Below are 18,100 nucleotides of genomic sequence, written 5' to 3'. Positions count from 1 at the left end.
ACCAGCAAGTTCAACCAATAAAAATAGGGGGTGCATTTTATATTTGAGTAATCAATATACATATGAAATTGATGAGCAAAATAATTTTAGTCACCAAAAAACACAAACCAATATTGCTGATGATTTAAACATTACGACTCAGCAACTTAGAAATTATAAATTAGATGGTGATACACCTGAATTGAGAAAAGCTGCCGAGAACAGCCTAAATCAGCTTAAAAAAGAGTTTCCAGATTATAAATTTAGTGTTCAGTTTGGAGGAGGAAAATAAATGTCAGTTAGCGTTATAATACTTGAACCACAAAATGAGTTTGAAAAAAGTTTTTTTCTTCCCGTTGCGTCAGAATCATTTTTTAATGAATGTTGGCAACCAGCTATCGAATCTTTAGGATTACAATGGATCGATTTGTTTTCAACAGGAGTTGATGTTGAGGAGGAAGACTTACCAAATATTTTATCTGAGCTTCGACAACTTCAGAATTGGGCAGAAAGAAATTTAGAGGAGGATCACAAAAATAAACTCGTTGAACGAGTAATAACACTCATAGAAAAATTGCCTAGCGCGTTTCAGCGTAAGGAAGCAGTTGTTTTTATAGGGTAGTGATAATTTGGGTTAAAGGGTGTACACAAATTGGCTACACCCTTTCTTCGGTGCAATTTTAAAATGTACCAATCTAGCTATTCATTCCATGATTGTCAAGTTGGAAGCTATTCATTCCATGATTGTTCGGGGCGATTAACGCTCCCATGTTGCTCACGCTACCGAGCAGAAACAAAGCTACTGCCATCATACATAATGCCTTTTTCATCTTTGAGCACCCTCTCCAAGATTTTATTGTTCAATACTTTGTATTCTTCCAGTTGATCTTTAGTTGCATGAACACTAAAAGATACAAATAATGCATTGAGTTTTTTATACCCTGTATCATCTTTAAGTTTATCAGACATTCCCAAAGCCTTGAGGGATATATTTAGTGCATTAGAATAATTTGCATTTTTGAGGTTATATAGAGCCATTAGATAGAGATGGTCTATATAATAACGTATATTGGCATCTGTTTCGTAGTTTCCGTCTAAGGAATCCAGAGTAGGTTGAAACTCTTTTAATGCCCAATCAACGTTATAGTCGTATTTTATAGCTGCCTCCAAAATCGTTATGATTCCCGGCAACAACTCTTCTTCTTCACTTTGATGTATAAATTGAACATATTCAGGGAGCGTATCCATCTTTCCTTCCAACAAGTCAAGGACGTATGTATTTGCTCGTGCAAGCATCCTGAAATGAGCCACATCAGCTTGTCCCTCCTTGTCCAATCCGTATATCCAGCCCAATTCAGTGTATTTTTCGATGCAATCTCTGGCTGCTGTGTAATCACCCATCTTCTGTAATGCAATACCTTTCGCTACCATTGCATGTCCAAAATAGAAGGCGACACTTCGTTTAAGTTTTTTAGTATCCATTTTTGGTTGACCTTTTGCTTGCCTAAGTTGGTTTTCATCATACAAAGTTCTAATCGACGAATAGAGCTTGTCCGCAATATGTACCATAGCATCCCAATCTTCTAGTGAAAATTCTGCTCGCAACATGTCAGTCAAAAGGTTTATATCGCTTACTGATTCCAAAACTGCCGAGTTGAACATGTATCTTCCTCCATATTACATTTTTAACCAATAATATAGGATTATTGGACAATGGTCAATTACGTGGTTAAGTGGACTCGGTGACAAGTTCACGTTCACAATAAAAACACCTATAGTGGGCGGCTTTCTGTTGCATAATAAACAGTAAAAGGACTGCTCGACCCTGATAAGTTTGGCAATTATTTTACTGTAGACAAGGGTCATTATCATATTGGCTGTATTGGAAGATCGTTGACTCTCAATCTTGTATTGAAATGAAAGGTTTAAATTTGACTGAGTTATTTTATGAAAAACATATGAGAAGATTAATTACTTCGTATGTTTCTGATCTTCCTCCACGTTGTAGTTCGGAGCTGACAATGCATAAGCTTTACCAAGGATAAAATTAGCAAGGTAGATTAAAAATACAGCAAGTAAACAAGATGGACATTAGATTCTTAGGAAGGCTTAGAACGAGAATATGGGATTTAATATAGGTATGCCTATAGTATTGCTGTGCTTCGAGTATTGAACACTTTTGAATCTATAAAACAGTATGAGCTGTTAATGTCTGAACTCGACGATTTTGATAAAGGAATAGTAGAAAGAATTACAGAGGGAATAAGTTAGTGTTCATTTTTAGAAGTTCATAGTTGGGCTTTTTTTGTATGAGGAATTCACTTGGCGACGATCGCTGAGATTTCTGAAGATTTAGAAGGATGGATTGCATTTCTTGCTGCTTTATCTCCGTATTCGGATGAGTTACTTTGTGAACCTATAGCAGGTAAATGGTCGATTCAAGATGTGGTCAGTCATGTTATGGGCTGGGATAAAAACTTCACTAAGGAGCTTATACAGATTATCGATAAGGGACAAGTCATGCTCAAGGAACATCCTGATGTACAGGCATTCAATGATTCATCTGTAGCGTTTGGTAGAACTATAAAACCACATGATTTACTAAATGAAGCCATTGCTCAGTGTAAGCAAATGATTGCCAAACTCCAAATGGTATCAGAATCGGATTTTATGCGTCCAGTTCCTAATAGCATGTACACTTTGGAAACCTTTTTACAAGAAATGTTTGTCCAGCATGACAGACATCATAAAGAGCAGATCGTCAATTCTCTTCAAAGCATGGACTAATAACGTCTACAGAAAAAGTCGCCTCTCCCAAAACTGGAGAGACGACTTTATTAATTATGGCTATTCAATGTTAATAGTCATTCATTTAAACCGTTTCTGGTTGAAGTTTTTCAACCTTATCAATGGTTCCGCCACCCAGGCACCGTTCCCCGTCATAAAATACAACTGCTTGTCCAGGGGTAATGGCCTTTTGATGTACATCGAACACGACATGCACGGTTCCATCCGCAAGCCATTGTAAAGTGACTTGCTGGTCAGGCTGGCGGTAACGGAACTTGGCTGTGCAGCGGAATTCGCCGGTTGGGCGTGCTTCTGCACCTTCGATCCAGTTCACATCCGTTGCAATCAGGCTGGTAGAATACAGACTGTGATGACGATCACCTTGTACCACATACAGGATATTCTTCTCCAGATCCTTATCTGCTACGAACCACGGTTCGCCTGAACCTGAACCGCCAATGCCCAAGCCTTGTCGTTGACCCAGTGTATAGTACATCAGACCATCGTGGCGTCCTTTGACTTCACCTGTAGCGATATCCACCATATCTCCACCTTTTGCAGGCAGATACCCGCTCAGAAACTCCTTAAAATTGCGCTCGCCGATAAAACATACACCCGTGCTGTCTTTTTTCTTGGCTGTATAAAGTCCCGCAGCTTCTGCAATCTTACGTACTTCTGGTTTCGGCAGATGACCGATTGGGAACATGGCTCGCGACAACTGTGTTTGGCTTAATGCATTCAGGAAATAAGTCTGATCCTTATTGCTGTCCACACCTCGCAGCAAAGTAAAGCGGCCGTCTTCTTCCACAACCCGTGCATAATGTCCAGTAGCGACATAATCTGCTCCCAAATCCAGCGCTTTGTTCAGAAACTCGCCAAATTTAATTTCCCGGTTGCACATGACATCCGGATTGGGTGTGCGTCCAGCTTTATATTCATCAAGAAAATAGGAGAATACTTTATCGAAGTATTCTTTTTCAAAATTGACTGTATAGTAAGGAATGTCGATCTGTTCACAGACGCGGCGCACATCCTCCGCATCCTCTTCAGCCGTGCAACGGCCAAATTCATCCGTGTCATCCCAATTTTTCATGAAGATGCCGATTACGTCATAGCCCTGCTCCTTTAGCAGCAGCGCGGTAACGGATGAGTCGACGCCACCGGACATCCCGACGACGACACGGGTTTCATGATTGGCTTTAGCCATGGTCATCACCCAATTCTTTCAATATTGTTGTAGAACCCACCTATTGTAACATAAACGATAATAAGTTACGATGTTTGGACGAACAAACGACACGGCGAACGATGAAAGAAAGCTACATAAAACGGGCTAAAACTGTTCTTAATCGCTCGAAAGCAACTTTTTTTAAGAATGTTACCGTAATGTTTCCCTTTACCTGCCCTAATATGTTAACATAAGCTGAGGGTTAGGATCGGAATAGAGAGGTTTACAACTCCAATTATTCCGCGTGTTTTAACGGAATTGTTAATATAAGAGAGGTGCCACAATTGAAAATATCAACAAAAGGCCGTTACGGTCTGACCATTATGATGGAGCTTGCAGCCAGGTTTGGCGAAGGTCCAACTTCTTTGAAAAGTATTGCTGAAAAAAATCAGCTATCAGAGCATTATCTGGAACAGCTCATTGCGCCTTTGCGTAATGCAGGTTTGGTAAAAAGTATCCGTGGTGCTTACGGTGGTTATATTTTGGCGAATGAACCGTCTGGGGTAACAGCAGGAGACATCATTCGTGTACTGGAAGGTCCGATTTCTCCGGTCGATTTTACGGAAGAAGACGATCCGGCTAAACGCCAGCTCTGGCTACGAATTCGTGACAGCATCGCTGAAGTGCTGGATTCTACTACACTTAAGGACTTGATCACATACCAAGAACATGATGAATTGGATAACTACATGTTCTATATTTGAGGTGGATAACATGAACAGAATTTATCTGGATCATGCCGCATCGACTCCTATGCATCCTGAGGTTGCGCAGACTATGATGGACATCATGACCGGCCAATTTGGCAACGCTTCAAGCGTCCATGCCTTTGGCCGTGATGCCAAGCGCACCGTCAGCGCTGCGCGGGATGCCGTTGCGGCCTCTTTGGGCTGCAAGCCTGAAGAAATTATATTTACGAGCGGAGGGACAGAAAGTGATAATCTGGCCCTGTTTGGGACGGCTACGGCAGATGGTCGTACTTCCGGTCATATCATTACAACCGCGATTGAACATCACGCTGTGCTTCATGCTTGCGATGAGTTGGAAAAAGCGGGATACGAGGTGACCTACGTCTCGGTCAATGGTTTTGGGCGCGTAAACCCTACGGATATTGAGGCAGCTATTCGTCCAGATACCTTTTTGATCAGCATGATGTATGCCAACAATGAGGTTGGCGTCATTCAGCCGGTCCAAGAAGTAGGACAGATTGCGAAAGAACATGGGATCATATTTCATGTTGATGCAGTTCAAGCCTTCGGGCATATATCCATCGACTGCGAGAACCTCCCGATTGACTTACTTAGCGTTTCTGGCCATAAGATCAACGGGCCGCAAGGGGTGGGTGCATTGTATATCCGTCAGGGTACACGCATTCAGCCGCTAATGCATGGAGGCCTTCAAGAGAAGAAACGTCGTGCCGGAACGGAAAATATCGCTGGCATTGCTGGGCTGGCTAAAGCTGCAACTCTTGCCAATGCATCCATTGAGGAGCGTGGGGCGCACGATACCGCTCTTCGTCAAACGCTGCTCAAAGCGTTAGAAGGCTCTCTAGGCAGGGATGAGTTTATAATCAATGGCGATCCTGAATATTTTGTGCCTAATGTGCTAAATATTAGTTTTCCAGGCATGGGTACAGAGACCATGCTGATGAATCTCGATATGGAAGGAATCGCAGCAGCCAGCGGCTCCGCATGCACTTCGGGATCTCTAGAACTATCGCATGTATTACAGGCGATGGATCTTCCTGAAGATGTTTTGAATTCGGCGATTCGATTTAGCTTCGGTTTGGGTAATACTACGGAAGAAATGGAATACACGGCCAAGAAAATTGAAACCATATGGAAGCGGCTGCGTACTAGGTACTAGGGATTTCTCCGCATTTTAGTAAGAAGGGAGGAGCGGTTTCCATTTCATTGCATGAACGGAAGCAAGGTATTGGCAGGCATGTAGGAAAAGCACCGCACCTTCGTTCGGACTGCAGAGTAAGGAGGGACCCTATATATGAAGCTTCAAGATATGATCGGACTTGCTGTTTTCGATGTTGAGGACGGAAAGCAGATTGGTAAAATACATGACTTTATGCTGACAGCTGATTGGCGAATTACAGGAATCGAGCTAGAAGGTAAAGGGCTTTTTTCATCTCATGTCAAAATGGTGGCTTGGGATGACATCGTTGCTTATGGCGAGGATGCGATCATGATTCGCAATCAGCAGGCTGTTCGTAAAACAGAGGCTCATGATATACAACATACGTACTTGCTTGGACCCGGTAAACTGAAGGATTTATCCGTGCTAACGGAGGAAGGGCTTATGCTCGGGCACATCTCGGATGTTTATTTTGACCAGGAAATGGGCAATAACATAATAGGCTTGGAAATCAGCGATGGTTTTGTATCGGATATTATAGAAGGGCGGAAATGGCTGCCCTGCATCGAAGATATGTCCATCGGGGAAAATGCTGTTATGGTTCCCCCGTTAAGCGAGCAGCGTCTGGAAAAAGCCATATATTCTGTTAATGGATAGGGTGAGTTTATTGAGATGTCCGAATTGTAATTCCAAAGATATTGGCAAAATTGGTTCCCATCAATTTTATTGCTGGGGATGCTTTATCGAACTTCAGGTGAATGGTGAAAAAATGTCTGTCTACCAGGTGGAAGAAGATGGAACGCTTAGTTCGCTGGACGACTTATTCTTTGGAGATGAGATGGCACAACAGGACTTGCCGCAAATTCACGCTTCTTCCTAAGCTTGACACAAGAAGTGGACAGGCTGCTTATGAAGAGGTGTGATCTACCATCTAATGCTTAAAAATAGAGCTTAATAGATTGGATCATGCTTAATAAAGAATGAAGAGGGTGTCTCGACGGCCTATTGGCCTAGGGACACCCTCTTTTGTATATCCTTTTTTGTGAAGAAGGCTAGTCTACAATTTAAAACGTTTGACCTCTTCTAATAGAAGGTCTGCATGAGAATCAAGTTTGGCAGAAAGGTCGGCAATTTTGTTCATGGCATGACCTTGTTCCTGCACGGAGGAAGCTACTTCCTCGGTAGAAGCTGCACTTTGCTCAGAAACAGCGACAACGCTGGAGATGACATCGGAAATATGTCCGGCATTCACACGGAGATGATCTGCAGCGGCAGAAACGTCCTCAATTTGGGCAAGCATATGCTGAGATGCCCCACGTATGGATTCAAACGCCTGTCTTGTTGCGATAGCAGCATGTTCCTGTTCTACAGTTACAGCAAGAGCCTTCTTCATTTCCTCTGCGCTTTGTACTCCCGCAATTTTAATTTCTTCCAGCTTACTCATGATATTGTCACTGGAATTGCCCGCTTGTTCGGCTAGCTTTCTCACTTCTCCCGCGACGACGGCAAAACCTCGTCCGTGTTCCCCGGCCCGTGCCGCTTCGATGGATGCATTGAGGGCCAGCAGGTTTGTTTGGGCGGCGATATCGTGGATGGCTCCGGCCAGCCGCTCAATATCCTGAGTTTTCAGCGTGAGTGAATCTACCGCTTCTCCTGCCGCAGTGGTGGTTTGTCTGGACTCGGCTGCCAATTTCGCTTGGCGTTCTGCCGTTTCATATCCGGCCAGCACAGCAGAATCTGTTTCAAATACGGCAGTTTGGGTACGTTTGACACTTTCGCCAATCTGGTTGATGGAGCCTGTCATGTGTGTCAGCTTCTCAGAACCGGAATATACGGCCTCAGCCTGGTCGCTTGCTCCATGAGCCAGCTCCTGAACTGCACTGGAAATTTGTGAGGCAATGGTTCCTGTATCTTTGGCGTGTTGATGCATATCATGGGAAGCGGAACTGACATCGCTAGCTGTATCTGATACCTTACGCAACAGGTGAGTGAGATTGTCTGACATGAGGTTGAAATCTGTCCCCAGGCTGGCAATCTCATCTTTACCTTTAATATCTACACGGGCAGTCATATCGCCTTCAGCTATCCGTTTGACATTTGCTTGGAGTCTGCGAATCGGCTTGATAAAGTTGTTGGCCGCCCAGATCGCCAGCAGCATAGCAACGACTAAAATGATAACAACTGTAATAATCAACTGATTACGAGTGGAGTAATACTCCTGAAAAGCTATATCTTTGGAAATAGACAGGCCTACAATCCAGCCTGTGCTAGGCATCTTTTTAAAATAAAGCTGACGGTCACTGCCGTTGTAGCTATAGTCTGTTTTTCCCGAGGCTGTGCTTAACAGGGTCGCGGTGGATGATCCTAACTCCGGGGTCTCCTTGAGGTTTTGGCCGGCCAGCTTGCTGTCTGGATGCGCGATTACGACTCCCTTTTGGTCAATCAGAAATGCGTAGCCCAATCCGTTTAGATCTATGCTTTTGATCATTTTGGTCATGTCGTTGAGCATAATATCCTCGCTGACTACGCCGGTGACTGAGCCGTTGGAATCTTTAAGGGGTTTGGCAATGGAAATGGTGAAGTCGTTGCTGCCTGCATCAGCGTAGGGCGAGGAATAATACATTTCTCCCTTGGTTTTGGCGTCCTTGTACCACGGACGAGTACGAGGATCATAACCCTTTTCAAACCAGCCAGATCCATCCCAGTAAGCACCATCTTCAAAGCCTGCATAAACGTTGGAAATATTTTGATCCTTATAGTTGCGGAAAGCTGCTTTCAGAGATGCTGATTTGGCATCTGATGAAATATCACTGGATTGCAGACTCGCAGCTAAGGTTTCAATAATTGCAGCTTTGCCGCCTGTCCATCCATCAAGCTGATTGACAGTTTCGGAAGCCTTGCTGCTCATAAGCTCTTGGATATCATGGTTGGCCTGATTTTTAACACTTGTCATGCTAATGACGGATAAAGGTCCTGCTGCAACGATTACAATGCAAGTGAAAAGAAGAATAAGCTTCATTTTTAAGTTCATGTAACGACCCCCGATGTTTCAGAAATGTGAAAGCTTAGGATAGTGCTTTGTACTTATATCGTCAGATCGTATGACTTTGTTTATTGTTTTCATCCATTTTCATCAATTTTTCACAATGGTTATTTATGGGACATCTCGGACTGGCGGGAAGGATTAAAGTGAAGGTACAGGCATATACTTAAAGGAGGCTAGTCCAGTAAGGGGGCACAAAATGGACCAATTAACGAAAAGTAGACTGTTCCGGTACGGCATATGGACGCTGCTGGGGCTTGTCATTCTATATTTTATCTGGCTGCTGAGACCTTTGTTTTTGCATTTGTATGATTTTCTGAAAACAATCATTGCTCCATTTGCAGTAGCGATGATCATCTCCTATGTACTTAATCCAGTAGTCAGTATGTTGGGCGGGCGAAAGGTGCCTCGTAGTGTAGCTGTCCTGCTCATTTACGCTGTGTTTTTGACCAGTCTTATTGTAATCCTGATGAATCTGATTCCAATGTTCATTGAACAACTGGATGAGCTGAATGAGCATCTACCTGAATTGACTATGCATGCACAGGGAATAATGACCAATATGGACAACGGTATTTTACCTCAAGGAGTGCGGACGGGGATGAATCAATGGTTTTTCCAACTGGAGAACCGGATGGCTACTGGGATTTCTAATTTTATGGACAACATCGGTGGGATGATCAATATACTGTTCAATGTGTTCATTGTTCCTTTTCTTATTTTTTATATTTTAAAGGATTTTGACGTATTTGAACGGACGATTGTATCTTATCTCCCGCGGTCTCGTCGTAAAGCGATTGTATCGGTGCTTAAGGAAATTGATCAGGCGCTTGGCAACTATGTGAGGGGCCAATTGCTGGTATGTGTCATTATTGGCGTGATGGCTTATATCGGATATATGCTGATTGGCATGCCTTATGCATTGCTGCTGGCTGGAGTGGTAGCTCTTTTTAATATTGTCCCCTATTTGGGCCCTTTTTTGGGCGCTGCACCGGCAGTCATTATGGCTTCTACGGTTTCCTTAAAAATGGTGTTATTAGTCGTAGTCGTTAATGCGTGTATTCAAGTGTTGGAAAGTAATGTGATATCTCCCCAAGTGGTGGGACGCACGCTGCATCTGCATCCGTTATCTATTATTTTCGCGCTGCTAGTGGGTGGGGAAATTGCGGGAGTCACTGGCTTGATCTTGGCAGTTCCTGTGATGGCGGTTTTGAAGGTAGGGCTGCAGCATTTTTTTGCCTATTATGTGAAGCGAAAAACGATCTAGTTTCGTATATAGCCTGTATGCATGCTGTCTGAAATCGCGTTGACACGGCTAAATGACACGGATATACTGAATTGAGTATGTTTAAATGTGTTTATCCAGTAGGGAAAGCTCATTTCGGAGTGCGGGCTGAACCCGCCGGGATGCTCCCGTTACCAGTGAAAACAAGGCGATCGATCGTCCGTTAAGCAGATGTTGGTGTGCGCTTGCACATGTGGCATTTCGTACAGAAGGGACGGCGATAACCAGGGTGGTACCGCGATACAATCGTCCCTGATCCGTTCAGGGGCGTTTTTCTATTTTTTATGGCCTGTGCCAGAAACCAGTGACACCATAATTAGGAGGCTACTTATATGAAAGCTAGTGAAATCCGCTCCAAATGGCTGGAGTTTTTTGAAAGCAAAGGGCATGTGATTGAACCAAGCGCACCGCTTGTTCCACATAAAGATCCTTCCCTGCTGTGGATTAATGCGGGTATGGCGCCGCTTAAGCCTTATTTTGACGGACGTGTAAAACCAGAAAATCCACGTATCGCCAATTCGCAAAAATGTATTCGGACGAACGACATCGAGAATGTCGGTAAAACGCGCCGTCACCATACGTTTTTCGAAATGCTCGGGAACTTTTCCATTGGCGACTATTTTAAGGAAGAAGTCATCACATGGGCATGGGAGTTTCTGACAGACCCGAAATGGATCGGCTTTGATCCGGAACGTCTGGCTGTAACGGTATATCCTGAGGATGAAGAAGCGTACAAGCTGTGGAACGAAAAAGTTGGACTTCCGGCCGAACGTATCGTCAAGCTGGAGGATAACTTCTGGGATATCGGGGAAGGCCCTTGCGGACCTTGTACGGAAATTTTTTACGATCGTGGCGAAGCCTATGGCAGCGACATGACAGACCCTGAAATGTATCCAGGGGGAGAAAATGAGCGTTATCTGGAAGTGTGGAACCTCGTATTCTCACAATTCAACCATAACAAAGATGGCAGCTACACGCCGCTTCCCAATAAAAATATAGATACAGGGGCTGGTTTGGAACGGTTTGCATCCATTTTGCAAAATGTCGATTCCAACTTTGATACGGATATTTTCCAGCCACTGATCCAGAAAACAGCTGCGATGGCAGGCGTTAAATATAACGACAATGTGGACAGTGATGTGGCTCTCAAGGTCATTGCCGATCATGTTCGTACGGTTACTTTTGCGATTGGTGACGGTGTTCTTCCTTCCAATGAAGGACGGGGTTACGTTATTCGCCGTTTGCTGCGCCGGGCTGTTCGTTATGGAAAAATGTTGGGCATGAACCGTCCATTTATGTTTGAACTGGTGGAAACCGTGGGGGATATCATGGGTGTATACTACCCTGAGGTGGTGGACAAGCGTGATTTTATCATCAAGGTGATTAAAACAGAAGAAGAGCGTTTCCATGAAACACTGACAGACGGATTAGCCATTTTGGCCGATATCAGTGCTCAGGCAAAGGCCGAAGGCCGCAATGTCATTAGCGGAGCCGATGCTTTCAAACTGTATGATACGTATGGGTTCCCATTCGACCTCACAGAGGATTATGCGGACGAGCAGGGCTTGAAAGTAGATCGTGAAGGCTTTGATGAAGCGATGCAGGAACAGCGTCAACGTGCGCGTGATGCTCACCAAGACAATGCCAGCATGAAGATTCAGGGCGGAGCTTTGGCGGATCTGGCGGTTAAAAGTGATTTTGTTGGATATAATGACCTCGTAACTGAGTCAAAAATTGTGGCGATTGTATATGATGATATGCTGGTGAACAGTGTTAGTGAAGGGCAGTCCTGTCAGGTCGTGCTGGATGTGACTCCTTTCTATGCTGAAAGCGGCGGGCAAGTTAGTGACCATGGCTTACTGCGTGGCGGAACGGTAACCGCGAAGGTTGAAGGACTGTTCAAGGCGCCGCAAGGTCAGCATGTGCATCAGGTGGTCGTAGAAGCCGGTGAGCTGAACGTAGGTGATACGGTAAAAGCTGAAGTAGATCAGGCTTCACGTGGAGAAATTGAGAAAAACCATACGGCTACGCATTTGCTTCACAAAGCACTTAAAGAAGTGCTGGGTGACCATGTCAATCAGGCGGGTTCCTTGGTAGAACCTGGACGTCTGCGTTTTGACTTCTCTCATTTTGGAAGCATTACTCCAGAAGAGCTGGCTGATATTGAACTGCGAGTTAACCGTGCCATCTGGAACCAGCTGGATGTGACGATTGAACTGAAGCCAATTGATGAAGCCAAGGCTCTTGGAGCGATGGCACTGTTTGGTGAGAAATATGGTGATATCGTACGGGTCGTTAAAGTTGGCGATTACAGCATCGAACTGTGCGGAGGATGTCATGTCAGCAATACTTCGCAAATTGGCTTGTTCAAGCTTGTCAGCGAGAGCGGTATTGGATCAGGTGTGCGTCGTATTGAAGCAGTGACCGGCCGTTTTGGATTTGAGTATATGGAAGGTCAATTGGAGCTGTTGAAGGTGTCGGCTGGGCTTGTTAAATCCAAGCTATCCGAGGTGCCAAAACGCATCGAATCTTTGCAGCAACAAATTAAAGACCTCAGTCGTGAAAATGAATCACTGCAAAGCAAGCTGAGTGCTATTGAGGCGGGTCAGCTGACCGATCAGGTCGTGCAGGCTGGTGGAGTACAGTTGTTGGCTGCACGCGTGCAGGCTTCCAGCATGGATGCGCTACGTGCTATTGCTGATGAGCTGAAAAGTAAGCTTCCTACAGCTGTGCTGGTGTTAGGCGCTGCAATGGACGACAAAGTTAATTTTGTCGTTGCTGTCCCGGCTGAACTTACCAAGGCGGGACTTCATGCAGGCAAGCTTGTAAAAGAAATTGCGGCTGTATGCGGCGGCGGTGGCGGCGGACGGCCTGACATGGCGCAAGCCGGAGGCAAGGATGCAAGCAAGCTGGACCAAGCACTTCAACGTGCACATGAACTAGTGTCAGCAGCCTCACAAGGATAAAGTTCGATAAATTTTGCGGGTTTTTGGAAAAAAACGGACTTAGACATTTCCTTGAAGGGCTTTGCTTATGGTATGATATAAAAGAATAAGCTGGCATAAACATGTACACATGTTTTGTAAAAGCGAGGTGTCAACAATGGATTCCATGGACAAAACGGTCAAATTTAATGTCAAGGCGGATGAGAAGGAAGCTTCTGCTCAGGAGATTTTGTTGACCGTATATGATGCGTTGGTAGAAAAGGAATACAATCCAATCAATCAAATCGTCGGGTATTTGCTATCCGGTGATCCGGCTTATGTGCCAAGGCATAATAATGCCAGAAGCCTGGTGCGTAAAAAAGAACGCGATGAATTGATTGAAGAGCTGGTTCGTTTCTATCTCGCCAAGCACCGTTAGGAGACAGGCATGAAAGTAATGGGATTGGATTACGGGGATCGCCGAATTGGGATCGCCGTAAGTGATGCCTTCGGCTGGACCGCCCAAGGATTGGAAGTCATAGAACGACGTGGTGACGACAGCGAGTTCGGTAAAATTGCAAATTTGGTTCGTGAACATGAAATTGGTGAGGTTGTTGTAGGCTTGCCGAAAAATATGAACGGAACCGTGGGTCCACGCGGTGAGATTTGCATTGAGTTTGCGAACCGGCTCAAGGAGTTACTGGGTTTACCCGTTCACCTTTGGGATGAACGGCTGACGACGCGTTCGGCAGAGCGTGCGCTTCTGGAGGCCGACGTCAGCCGCAAAAAACGCAAGCAGGTGGTAGATAAGCTGGCCGCAAGCCTGATCTTGCAAAATTATTTGGACGCACACAGTACAAGGTGAGGGGGATTTCGTAATGGCTGAAAATCAAGTGGGTATGGAAGAAGAGCCGGAAATTATTTATATTGCCGATGACGAGGGCAACGAGGAAGAGTTCGAGGTCATTATGAAGTTTGAGGTAGATGGTTCCGAAGCAAAGTACATGATGGTTGCGCCAGTGGACCCTGAAGCTGATGAGTCCGATGTGTACGCCTTCCGCTACGAAGAAGAAGGCGATGATATTAAATTGTTTGTGATCCAAGACGATGCCGAATGGGAAATCGTCGAAGAGACCTTTAATACATTTGTAGAGGAAGAAGAAGAGGAAGACGGGAAATGACGAGCTATTCACGTAAAGACCTGAGTTGGACCTCTGATTTGAAGGAAGCGTTTGACGGCGATGTAGAGTTGCAGGATGAACAGGGGCATGCGATACGCATGGAGTTGGAAGCAGAGTTCAAGGTAGGCGAGCAACGGTACGCCGTATTGCGTAGACCTGGTGCTGCTGCTGGCGAACATGAATTATATCATGTAAGCTCATCCACAGACGGCGAAATCTCCATCACCACCATTGAAGATGACGATGAATGGGAAGATATTTCCGAGCTGTACGACGAATGTACGTTGCCGGAGGAGCTGTAAGTCTGGATAACGAGGAGATCAAACCTGAAAGGGCGGAGACCAGTCCGCCCTTTTTGGCTGTGAAGGAGTTGGGTGGATGTGAAGCGAAGGACAAGGATGCTTACGTTGCTTCTACTGCTTGTTTGTATAGCAGGAGGTGCAATCCTCTATATATGGAATGCCATGCAGCCTGTTCAGCCGAAAAAACAACCCGTTGCTTTTACGGTGGTAAGGGGTACGGGAACATCGGCTATTGCAGATACGCTGGAGCAAAAGGGACTTATACGTAACGCGCTTGTGTTTAAGGCTTATGTAAAATTCAAACAGCAAGGCAATGCATTTCAGGCTGGAAAATATGAGGCGAAGCCTGGCGTAACCTTTGATCAGCTGATTGCCAAGCTATCGGCTGGGGACGTAGTCAAAGAGGAAATGATCCGTTTTACAATCCCGGAGGGTTTTACGATTAGACAGATGGCTGAGAAGCTGCAAAAGGAAGGACTGGCAGACCGGCAGCAATTTTTGCAGCTAGCCAACGATCCGTCCGCTTTTGACGTCGCGCTAGTGCGGGACATACCCAAGCAGGCGGGGCTTCGCTATGCGCTGGAAGGCTATCTTTTCCCGGAAACCTATGAACTGAAAAAAGGAAGCACAACCAAGGATATCATTCAGACGATGTTAGAGCAGACGCAAAAACGTCTGGATACTATTTCTGACTTGGATGCTCACCTGCAGCAACGAGGTGAAACACTGCATCAGTTGCTGACGGTTGCTTCTCTGGTAGAGCGCGAGGTGGTTGTAGATGATGAGCGGCCTATCGTAGCTGGCGTTATTTATAACCGTCTTCAACAGGATAAAAAGCTGGAAATTGATGCTACAGTTCAATATATGCTGGACAAGCAAAAGGAACGACTGTATTACAAGGATTTGGCTGTAGAAAGTCCGTATAATACGTATATGCATCAGGGACTTCCACCAGGACCGATTGCAAGTCCCAGTCTGAAATCAGTGGTGGCGGCTCTAGAGCCGAAAGCTACAGATTATTTATTTTATGTGACTAAAAAAGATGGAACACATGGACATTTGTTTGCCAAAACGTATAAAGAACATTTGCATAACATTCAGGTAAGTAACCGTAAGACAAATTAGGAGGTGAGCCTATGGCTTACAAACCCGAACTGCTGGCAACTGCCAGCTCTCCGGAGGATGCCCGCCATATGCTGGAGGCTGGAGCTACTGCATTGCTGATAGGAGATGACCGCTTTGGAATGCGGTTGCCAGGAAATTTTACACCGGACCAAATCCGTGAGGTTGTGGAAGAAGCACGGAAGCATGCGGCACAGGTATATGTATCTATGACGAATTTGATGACGAACGAGCTATTGCCACTTCTTCCGGAGTATGTGCAGACCATAGCTGAATGCGGCGTAGACGCTATTGAGTTTAACGATCCAGCAGTGCTCATGGCGGTGAAGGAGCATGCCCCTCATCTGAAACTTTTCTGGAACGGAGAGATGATTTCTACCAACTTCGCAACCGCCAACTATTGGGGCGAAAAAGGGGCATCACGTGTCATCTTGGCTCGTGAGCTCAGTATGGATGAAATTACGGAAATGATTCCAAAGTTGAATATAGAAGCACAGGTTCAGGTACATGGAATGACTAATATTTATCACTCCAAGCGTAAGCTTGTTCAAAGCTATATGCTGCACCAGGGGCGCACGGTAGAAGGTGATCTCGGCAGAGGACGTGGTTTGTTTCTGATTGAAGCAGAGCGGCAGGAAGAGAAGTTCCCGATTTATGAAGATATCAACGGGACACATATTATGAGTTCGGATGATTTTTGTATTATGGAGGACCTGCATATTTTGATGGAGGCGGGCGTGCATAGCTTTAAAATCGAGGGCTTGTTGAAACCTACCGCTTACAATGAGGCAGTTGTCCGTGCTTATCGTAAAGCAATAGATAGTTATACAGCCGACCCGGATGCTTATGTTTATGATGAAAGCTGGCTGGATGAAGTGCGCCGCCTGCAAGACCCTGAACGGGAACTTTCCTTCGGATTTTTCTACAAAGAGCAGGTTTATTAATTACAAAAATGATTTTACAGAGGGGGGAACGTCATGGGAACGATCACCAAAACGAGAAAATATACAGGTAAACGAAATCGCTTGGATAAGCCGGAGCTGTTGGCTCCTGCCGGAAATCTAGAAAAGCTGAAGTTTGCCGTTCACTATGGCGCGGATGCTGTATATATTGGTGGGCAAAAATACGGTCTGCGTTCTAACGCCGATAATTTCAGCTTTGAAGAAATGCGTGAAGGTGTAGAATTCGCCAACAAGTACGGTGCGAAAGTGCTTGTGGCGACTAATATCTATGCTCACAATGAAGATATTGCCGGAATCGAGGAATACCTGCGTAATCTGTACGAAGTGGGAATTCATGCGGTTATCGTCGCTGACCCAGCCATTGTATCCGTGGCATTGCGGGCAGTTCCCGGATTGGAAGTGCATTTGAGCACACAGCAGTCCACGCTGAATTGGCAAGCGGTAAAGTTCTGGAAAGACGAGGGACTGCCGCGTGTGGTACTTGGACGTGAAACCAGCTTGGAAGAAATTGAAGAAATTAAAAAGCATGTGGATATCGAAATTGAAGCTTTTGTCCATGGTGCGATGTGCTCCTCATTCTCCGGCCGCTGTGTGTTGTCCAATCACTTTACAGACCGGGATTCAAATCGCGGTGGATGTTGTCAGTCTTGCCGCTGGAAATATGATTTGTTTGAAGATGCCCGCCCAGGTGAGGTTTGGATATCTGAGGAAGAGGCACAGGACAACAATGTACTAAAACAGTTCCAGCTCGGCGTTAACCAGCTTCCATTGTTTGAAGAGAGTGATAATGCCTTTTCTATGGGGTCTAAGGATTTGTGTATGATTGAGAATATCCCTGATCTGATTGATGTGGGTGTAGACAGCTTTAAAGTAGAGGGACGTATGAAGTCCATCCACTATGTGGCTACGGTCGTGAATGTCTACCGTCAAGCGATTGATTCCTATATGGCTGATCCGGAAAATTATGTACTCAAACCAGAATGGATTGAAGAAATTAATAAGGCTGCCAATCGTCCATTGAATACAGGATTTTTCTATGATACCCCGGATCATGAGGACCATATTTATGAACCGGAAGAAAAAGCAGTCCCTTATGATTTTGCCGGACTGGTGATGGATTATGATGCCGCAAGTGGCATCGCAACGATTCAACAACGCAACCATTTTAAACCAGGGCATGAGATTGAATTTTTCGGTCCGAACGGAACGTTTTTCAAACAGACAGTCGGAACGATCTGGGACGAGGAAGGCAACGAATTAGATGCTGCACGTCACCCGCTTCAAAGAATTAAAATGAAGGTAGATCAGCCTGTATCGTATTTTGATATGATGCGTAAAAAGAAGTAAATAAGCCTTAAGTCACAGGTAAAAGATTCAAAAGCCTCTCCTATCGGTTGGAGAGGCTTTTTTTTGAATAGTTT

19 protein-coding genes are annotated in these 18,100 nt (G+C 45.1%); 16 read left to right on the top strand and 3 right to left on the bottom strand.

From position 1 onward, the window contains the following. Positions 1-43: 43 nt before the first annotated feature. Positions 44-271, top strand: coding sequence for a hypothetical protein (locus ACQQ6X_RS00440; protein WP_305167591.1), 228 nt, complete (start codon positions 44-46; stop codon positions 269-271). Then, complete coding sequence (locus tag ACQQ6X_RS00435) at positions 272-601, top strand: hypothetical protein (RefSeq protein WP_063212735.1); 330 nt, start codon at positions 272-274, stop codon at positions 599-601. Positions 602-759: 158 nt separating this feature from the next. On the opposite strand, the gene ACQQ6X_RS00430 is transcribed toward ACQQ6X_RS00435, so the two are convergent. Beyond that, on the bottom strand, positions 760-1,641 hold the full coding sequence (locus ACQQ6X_RS00430; RefSeq protein ID WP_063212736.1) for a hypothetical protein: 882 nt from the start codon (positions 1,639-1,641) through the stop codon (positions 760-762). A 660-nt stretch (positions 1,642-2,301) separates the two neighbouring features. On the opposite strand from ACQQ6X_RS00430, the gene ACQQ6X_RS00425 reads away from it, so the two are divergent. Then, positions 2,302-2,766, top strand: a complete 465-nt coding sequence (locus tag ACQQ6X_RS00425) for a DinB family protein (RefSeq protein ID WP_305167590.1) — start codon at positions 2,302-2,304, stop codon at positions 2,764-2,766. Between the two features lie 85 nt (positions 2,767-2,851). Here the strand turns inward: ACQQ6X_RS00425 and mnmA are convergent, their stop codons facing one another. Next, entirely contained in the window at positions 2,852-3,973 is a 1,122-nt protein-coding gene (gene mnmA, locus ACQQ6X_RS00420) for a tRNA 2-thiouridine(34) synthase MnmA (RefSeq protein ID WP_187360665.1), read from the bottom strand. A 305-nt stretch (positions 3,974-4,278) separates the two neighbouring features. On the opposite strand from mnmA, the gene cymR reads away from it, so the two are divergent. From cymR to ACQQ6X_RS00400, 4 genes are all read left to right on the top strand, one after another. Next, a complete protein-coding gene (gene cymR / locus ACQQ6X_RS00415) occupies positions 4,279-4,698 on the top strand; it encodes a cysteine metabolism transcriptional regulator CymR (protein ID WP_013372613.1) in 420 nt (139 codons plus the stop codon). 10 nt (positions 4,699-4,708) lie between these two features. Next, complete coding sequence (locus ACQQ6X_RS00410; protein ID WP_305167589.1) at positions 4,709-5,860, top strand: cysteine desulfurase family protein; 1,152 nt, start codon at positions 4,709-4,711, stop codon at positions 5,858-5,860. A 135-nt stretch (positions 5,861-5,995) separates the two neighbouring features. Next, on the top strand, positions 5,996-6,517 hold the full coding sequence (locus ACQQ6X_RS00405) for a PRC-barrel domain-containing protein (protein ID WP_305167588.1): 522 nt from the start codon (positions 5,996-5,998) through the stop codon (positions 6,515-6,517). Between the two features lie 10 nt (positions 6,518-6,527). Then, positions 6,528-6,740 (top strand): hypothetical protein, encoded by a 213-nt coding sequence (locus tag ACQQ6X_RS00400; protein ID WP_013311529.1) that lies wholly within the window; start codon positions 6,528-6,530, stop codon positions 6,738-6,740. Between the two features lie 177 nt (positions 6,741-6,917). On the opposite strand, the gene ACQQ6X_RS00395 is transcribed toward ACQQ6X_RS00400, so the two are convergent. Next, positions 6,918-8,891 carry a methyl-accepting chemotaxis protein gene (locus tag ACQQ6X_RS00395; RefSeq protein ID WP_305167586.1) on the bottom strand — a complete coding sequence of 658 codons (1,974 nt, stop codon included), beginning with the start codon at positions 8,889-8,891 and terminating at the stop codon, positions 6,918-6,920. Between the two features lie 211 nt (positions 8,892-9,102). Between ACQQ6X_RS00395 and ACQQ6X_RS00390 the strand changes: the two genes are divergently transcribed. From ACQQ6X_RS00390 to ACQQ6X_RS00350, 9 genes are all read left to right on the top strand, one after another. Next, entirely contained in the window at positions 9,103-10,170 is a 1,068-nt protein-coding gene (locus ACQQ6X_RS00390; protein WP_149033991.1) for an AI-2E family transporter, read from the top strand. Positions 10,171-10,520: 350 nt separating this feature from the next. Further along, positions 10,521-13,154, top strand: a complete 2,634-nt coding sequence (gene alaS, locus ACQQ6X_RS00385; RefSeq protein WP_305167585.1) for an alanine--tRNA ligase — start codon at positions 10,521-10,523, stop codon at positions 13,152-13,154. Positions 13,155-13,290: 136 nt separating this feature from the next. Further along, a complete protein-coding gene (locus ACQQ6X_RS00380; RefSeq protein WP_007431624.1) occupies positions 13,291-13,551 on the top strand; it encodes an IreB family regulatory phosphoprotein in 261 nt (86 codons plus the stop codon). Between the two features lie 9 nt (positions 13,552-13,560). Continuing rightward, the gene (gene ruvX / locus ACQQ6X_RS00375) at positions 13,561-13,977 is read left to right on the top strand and encodes a Holliday junction resolvase RuvX (protein ID WP_063212034.1); all 417 of its coding nucleotides are present in this window, start codon (positions 13,561-13,563) and stop codon (positions 13,975-13,977) included. 13 nt (positions 13,978-13,990) lie between these two features. After that, positions 13,991-14,293 carry a DUF1292 domain-containing protein gene (locus tag ACQQ6X_RS00370; RefSeq protein ID WP_013311523.1) on the top strand — a complete coding sequence of 101 codons (303 nt, stop codon included), beginning with the start codon at positions 13,991-13,993 and terminating at the stop codon, positions 14,291-14,293. Further along, complete coding sequence (locus ACQQ6X_RS00365; protein ID WP_149033989.1) at positions 14,290-14,595, top strand: DUF1292 domain-containing protein; 306 nt, start codon at positions 14,290-14,292, stop codon at positions 14,593-14,595. The genes ACQQ6X_RS00370 and ACQQ6X_RS00365 overlap by 4 nt, the downstream gene beginning before the upstream one ends. Before the next feature lie 96 nt (positions 14,596-14,691). Further along, on the top strand, positions 14,692-15,720 hold the full coding sequence (gene mltG, locus ACQQ6X_RS00360; protein ID WP_305167635.1) for an endolytic transglycosylase MltG: 1,029 nt from the start codon (positions 14,692-14,694) through the stop codon (positions 15,718-15,720). A gap of 11 nt (positions 15,721-15,731) precedes the next feature. Further along, positions 15,732-16,661 carry a peptidase U32 family protein gene (locus ACQQ6X_RS00355; RefSeq protein WP_305167584.1) on the top strand — a complete coding sequence of 310 codons (930 nt, stop codon included), beginning with the start codon at positions 15,732-15,734 and terminating at the stop codon, positions 16,659-16,661. Between the two features lie 33 nt (positions 16,662-16,694). Then, positions 16,695-18,026 (top strand): peptidase U32 family protein, encoded by a 1,332-nt coding sequence (locus ACQQ6X_RS00350; protein WP_013372602.1) that lies wholly within the window; start codon positions 16,695-16,697, stop codon positions 18,024-18,026. Positions 18,027-18,100: the final 74 nt, after the last annotated feature.

The sequence above is a fragment of the Paenibacillus ottowii genome, assembly GCF_050516475.1.
GTDB classification, from domain to species: domain Bacteria; phylum Bacillota; class Bacilli; order Paenibacillales; family Paenibacillaceae; genus Paenibacillus; species Paenibacillus ottowii.
Note: the sequence above shows the minus strand (reverse complement) of the source record. Positions and strands in the feature narration are given on the sequence as shown.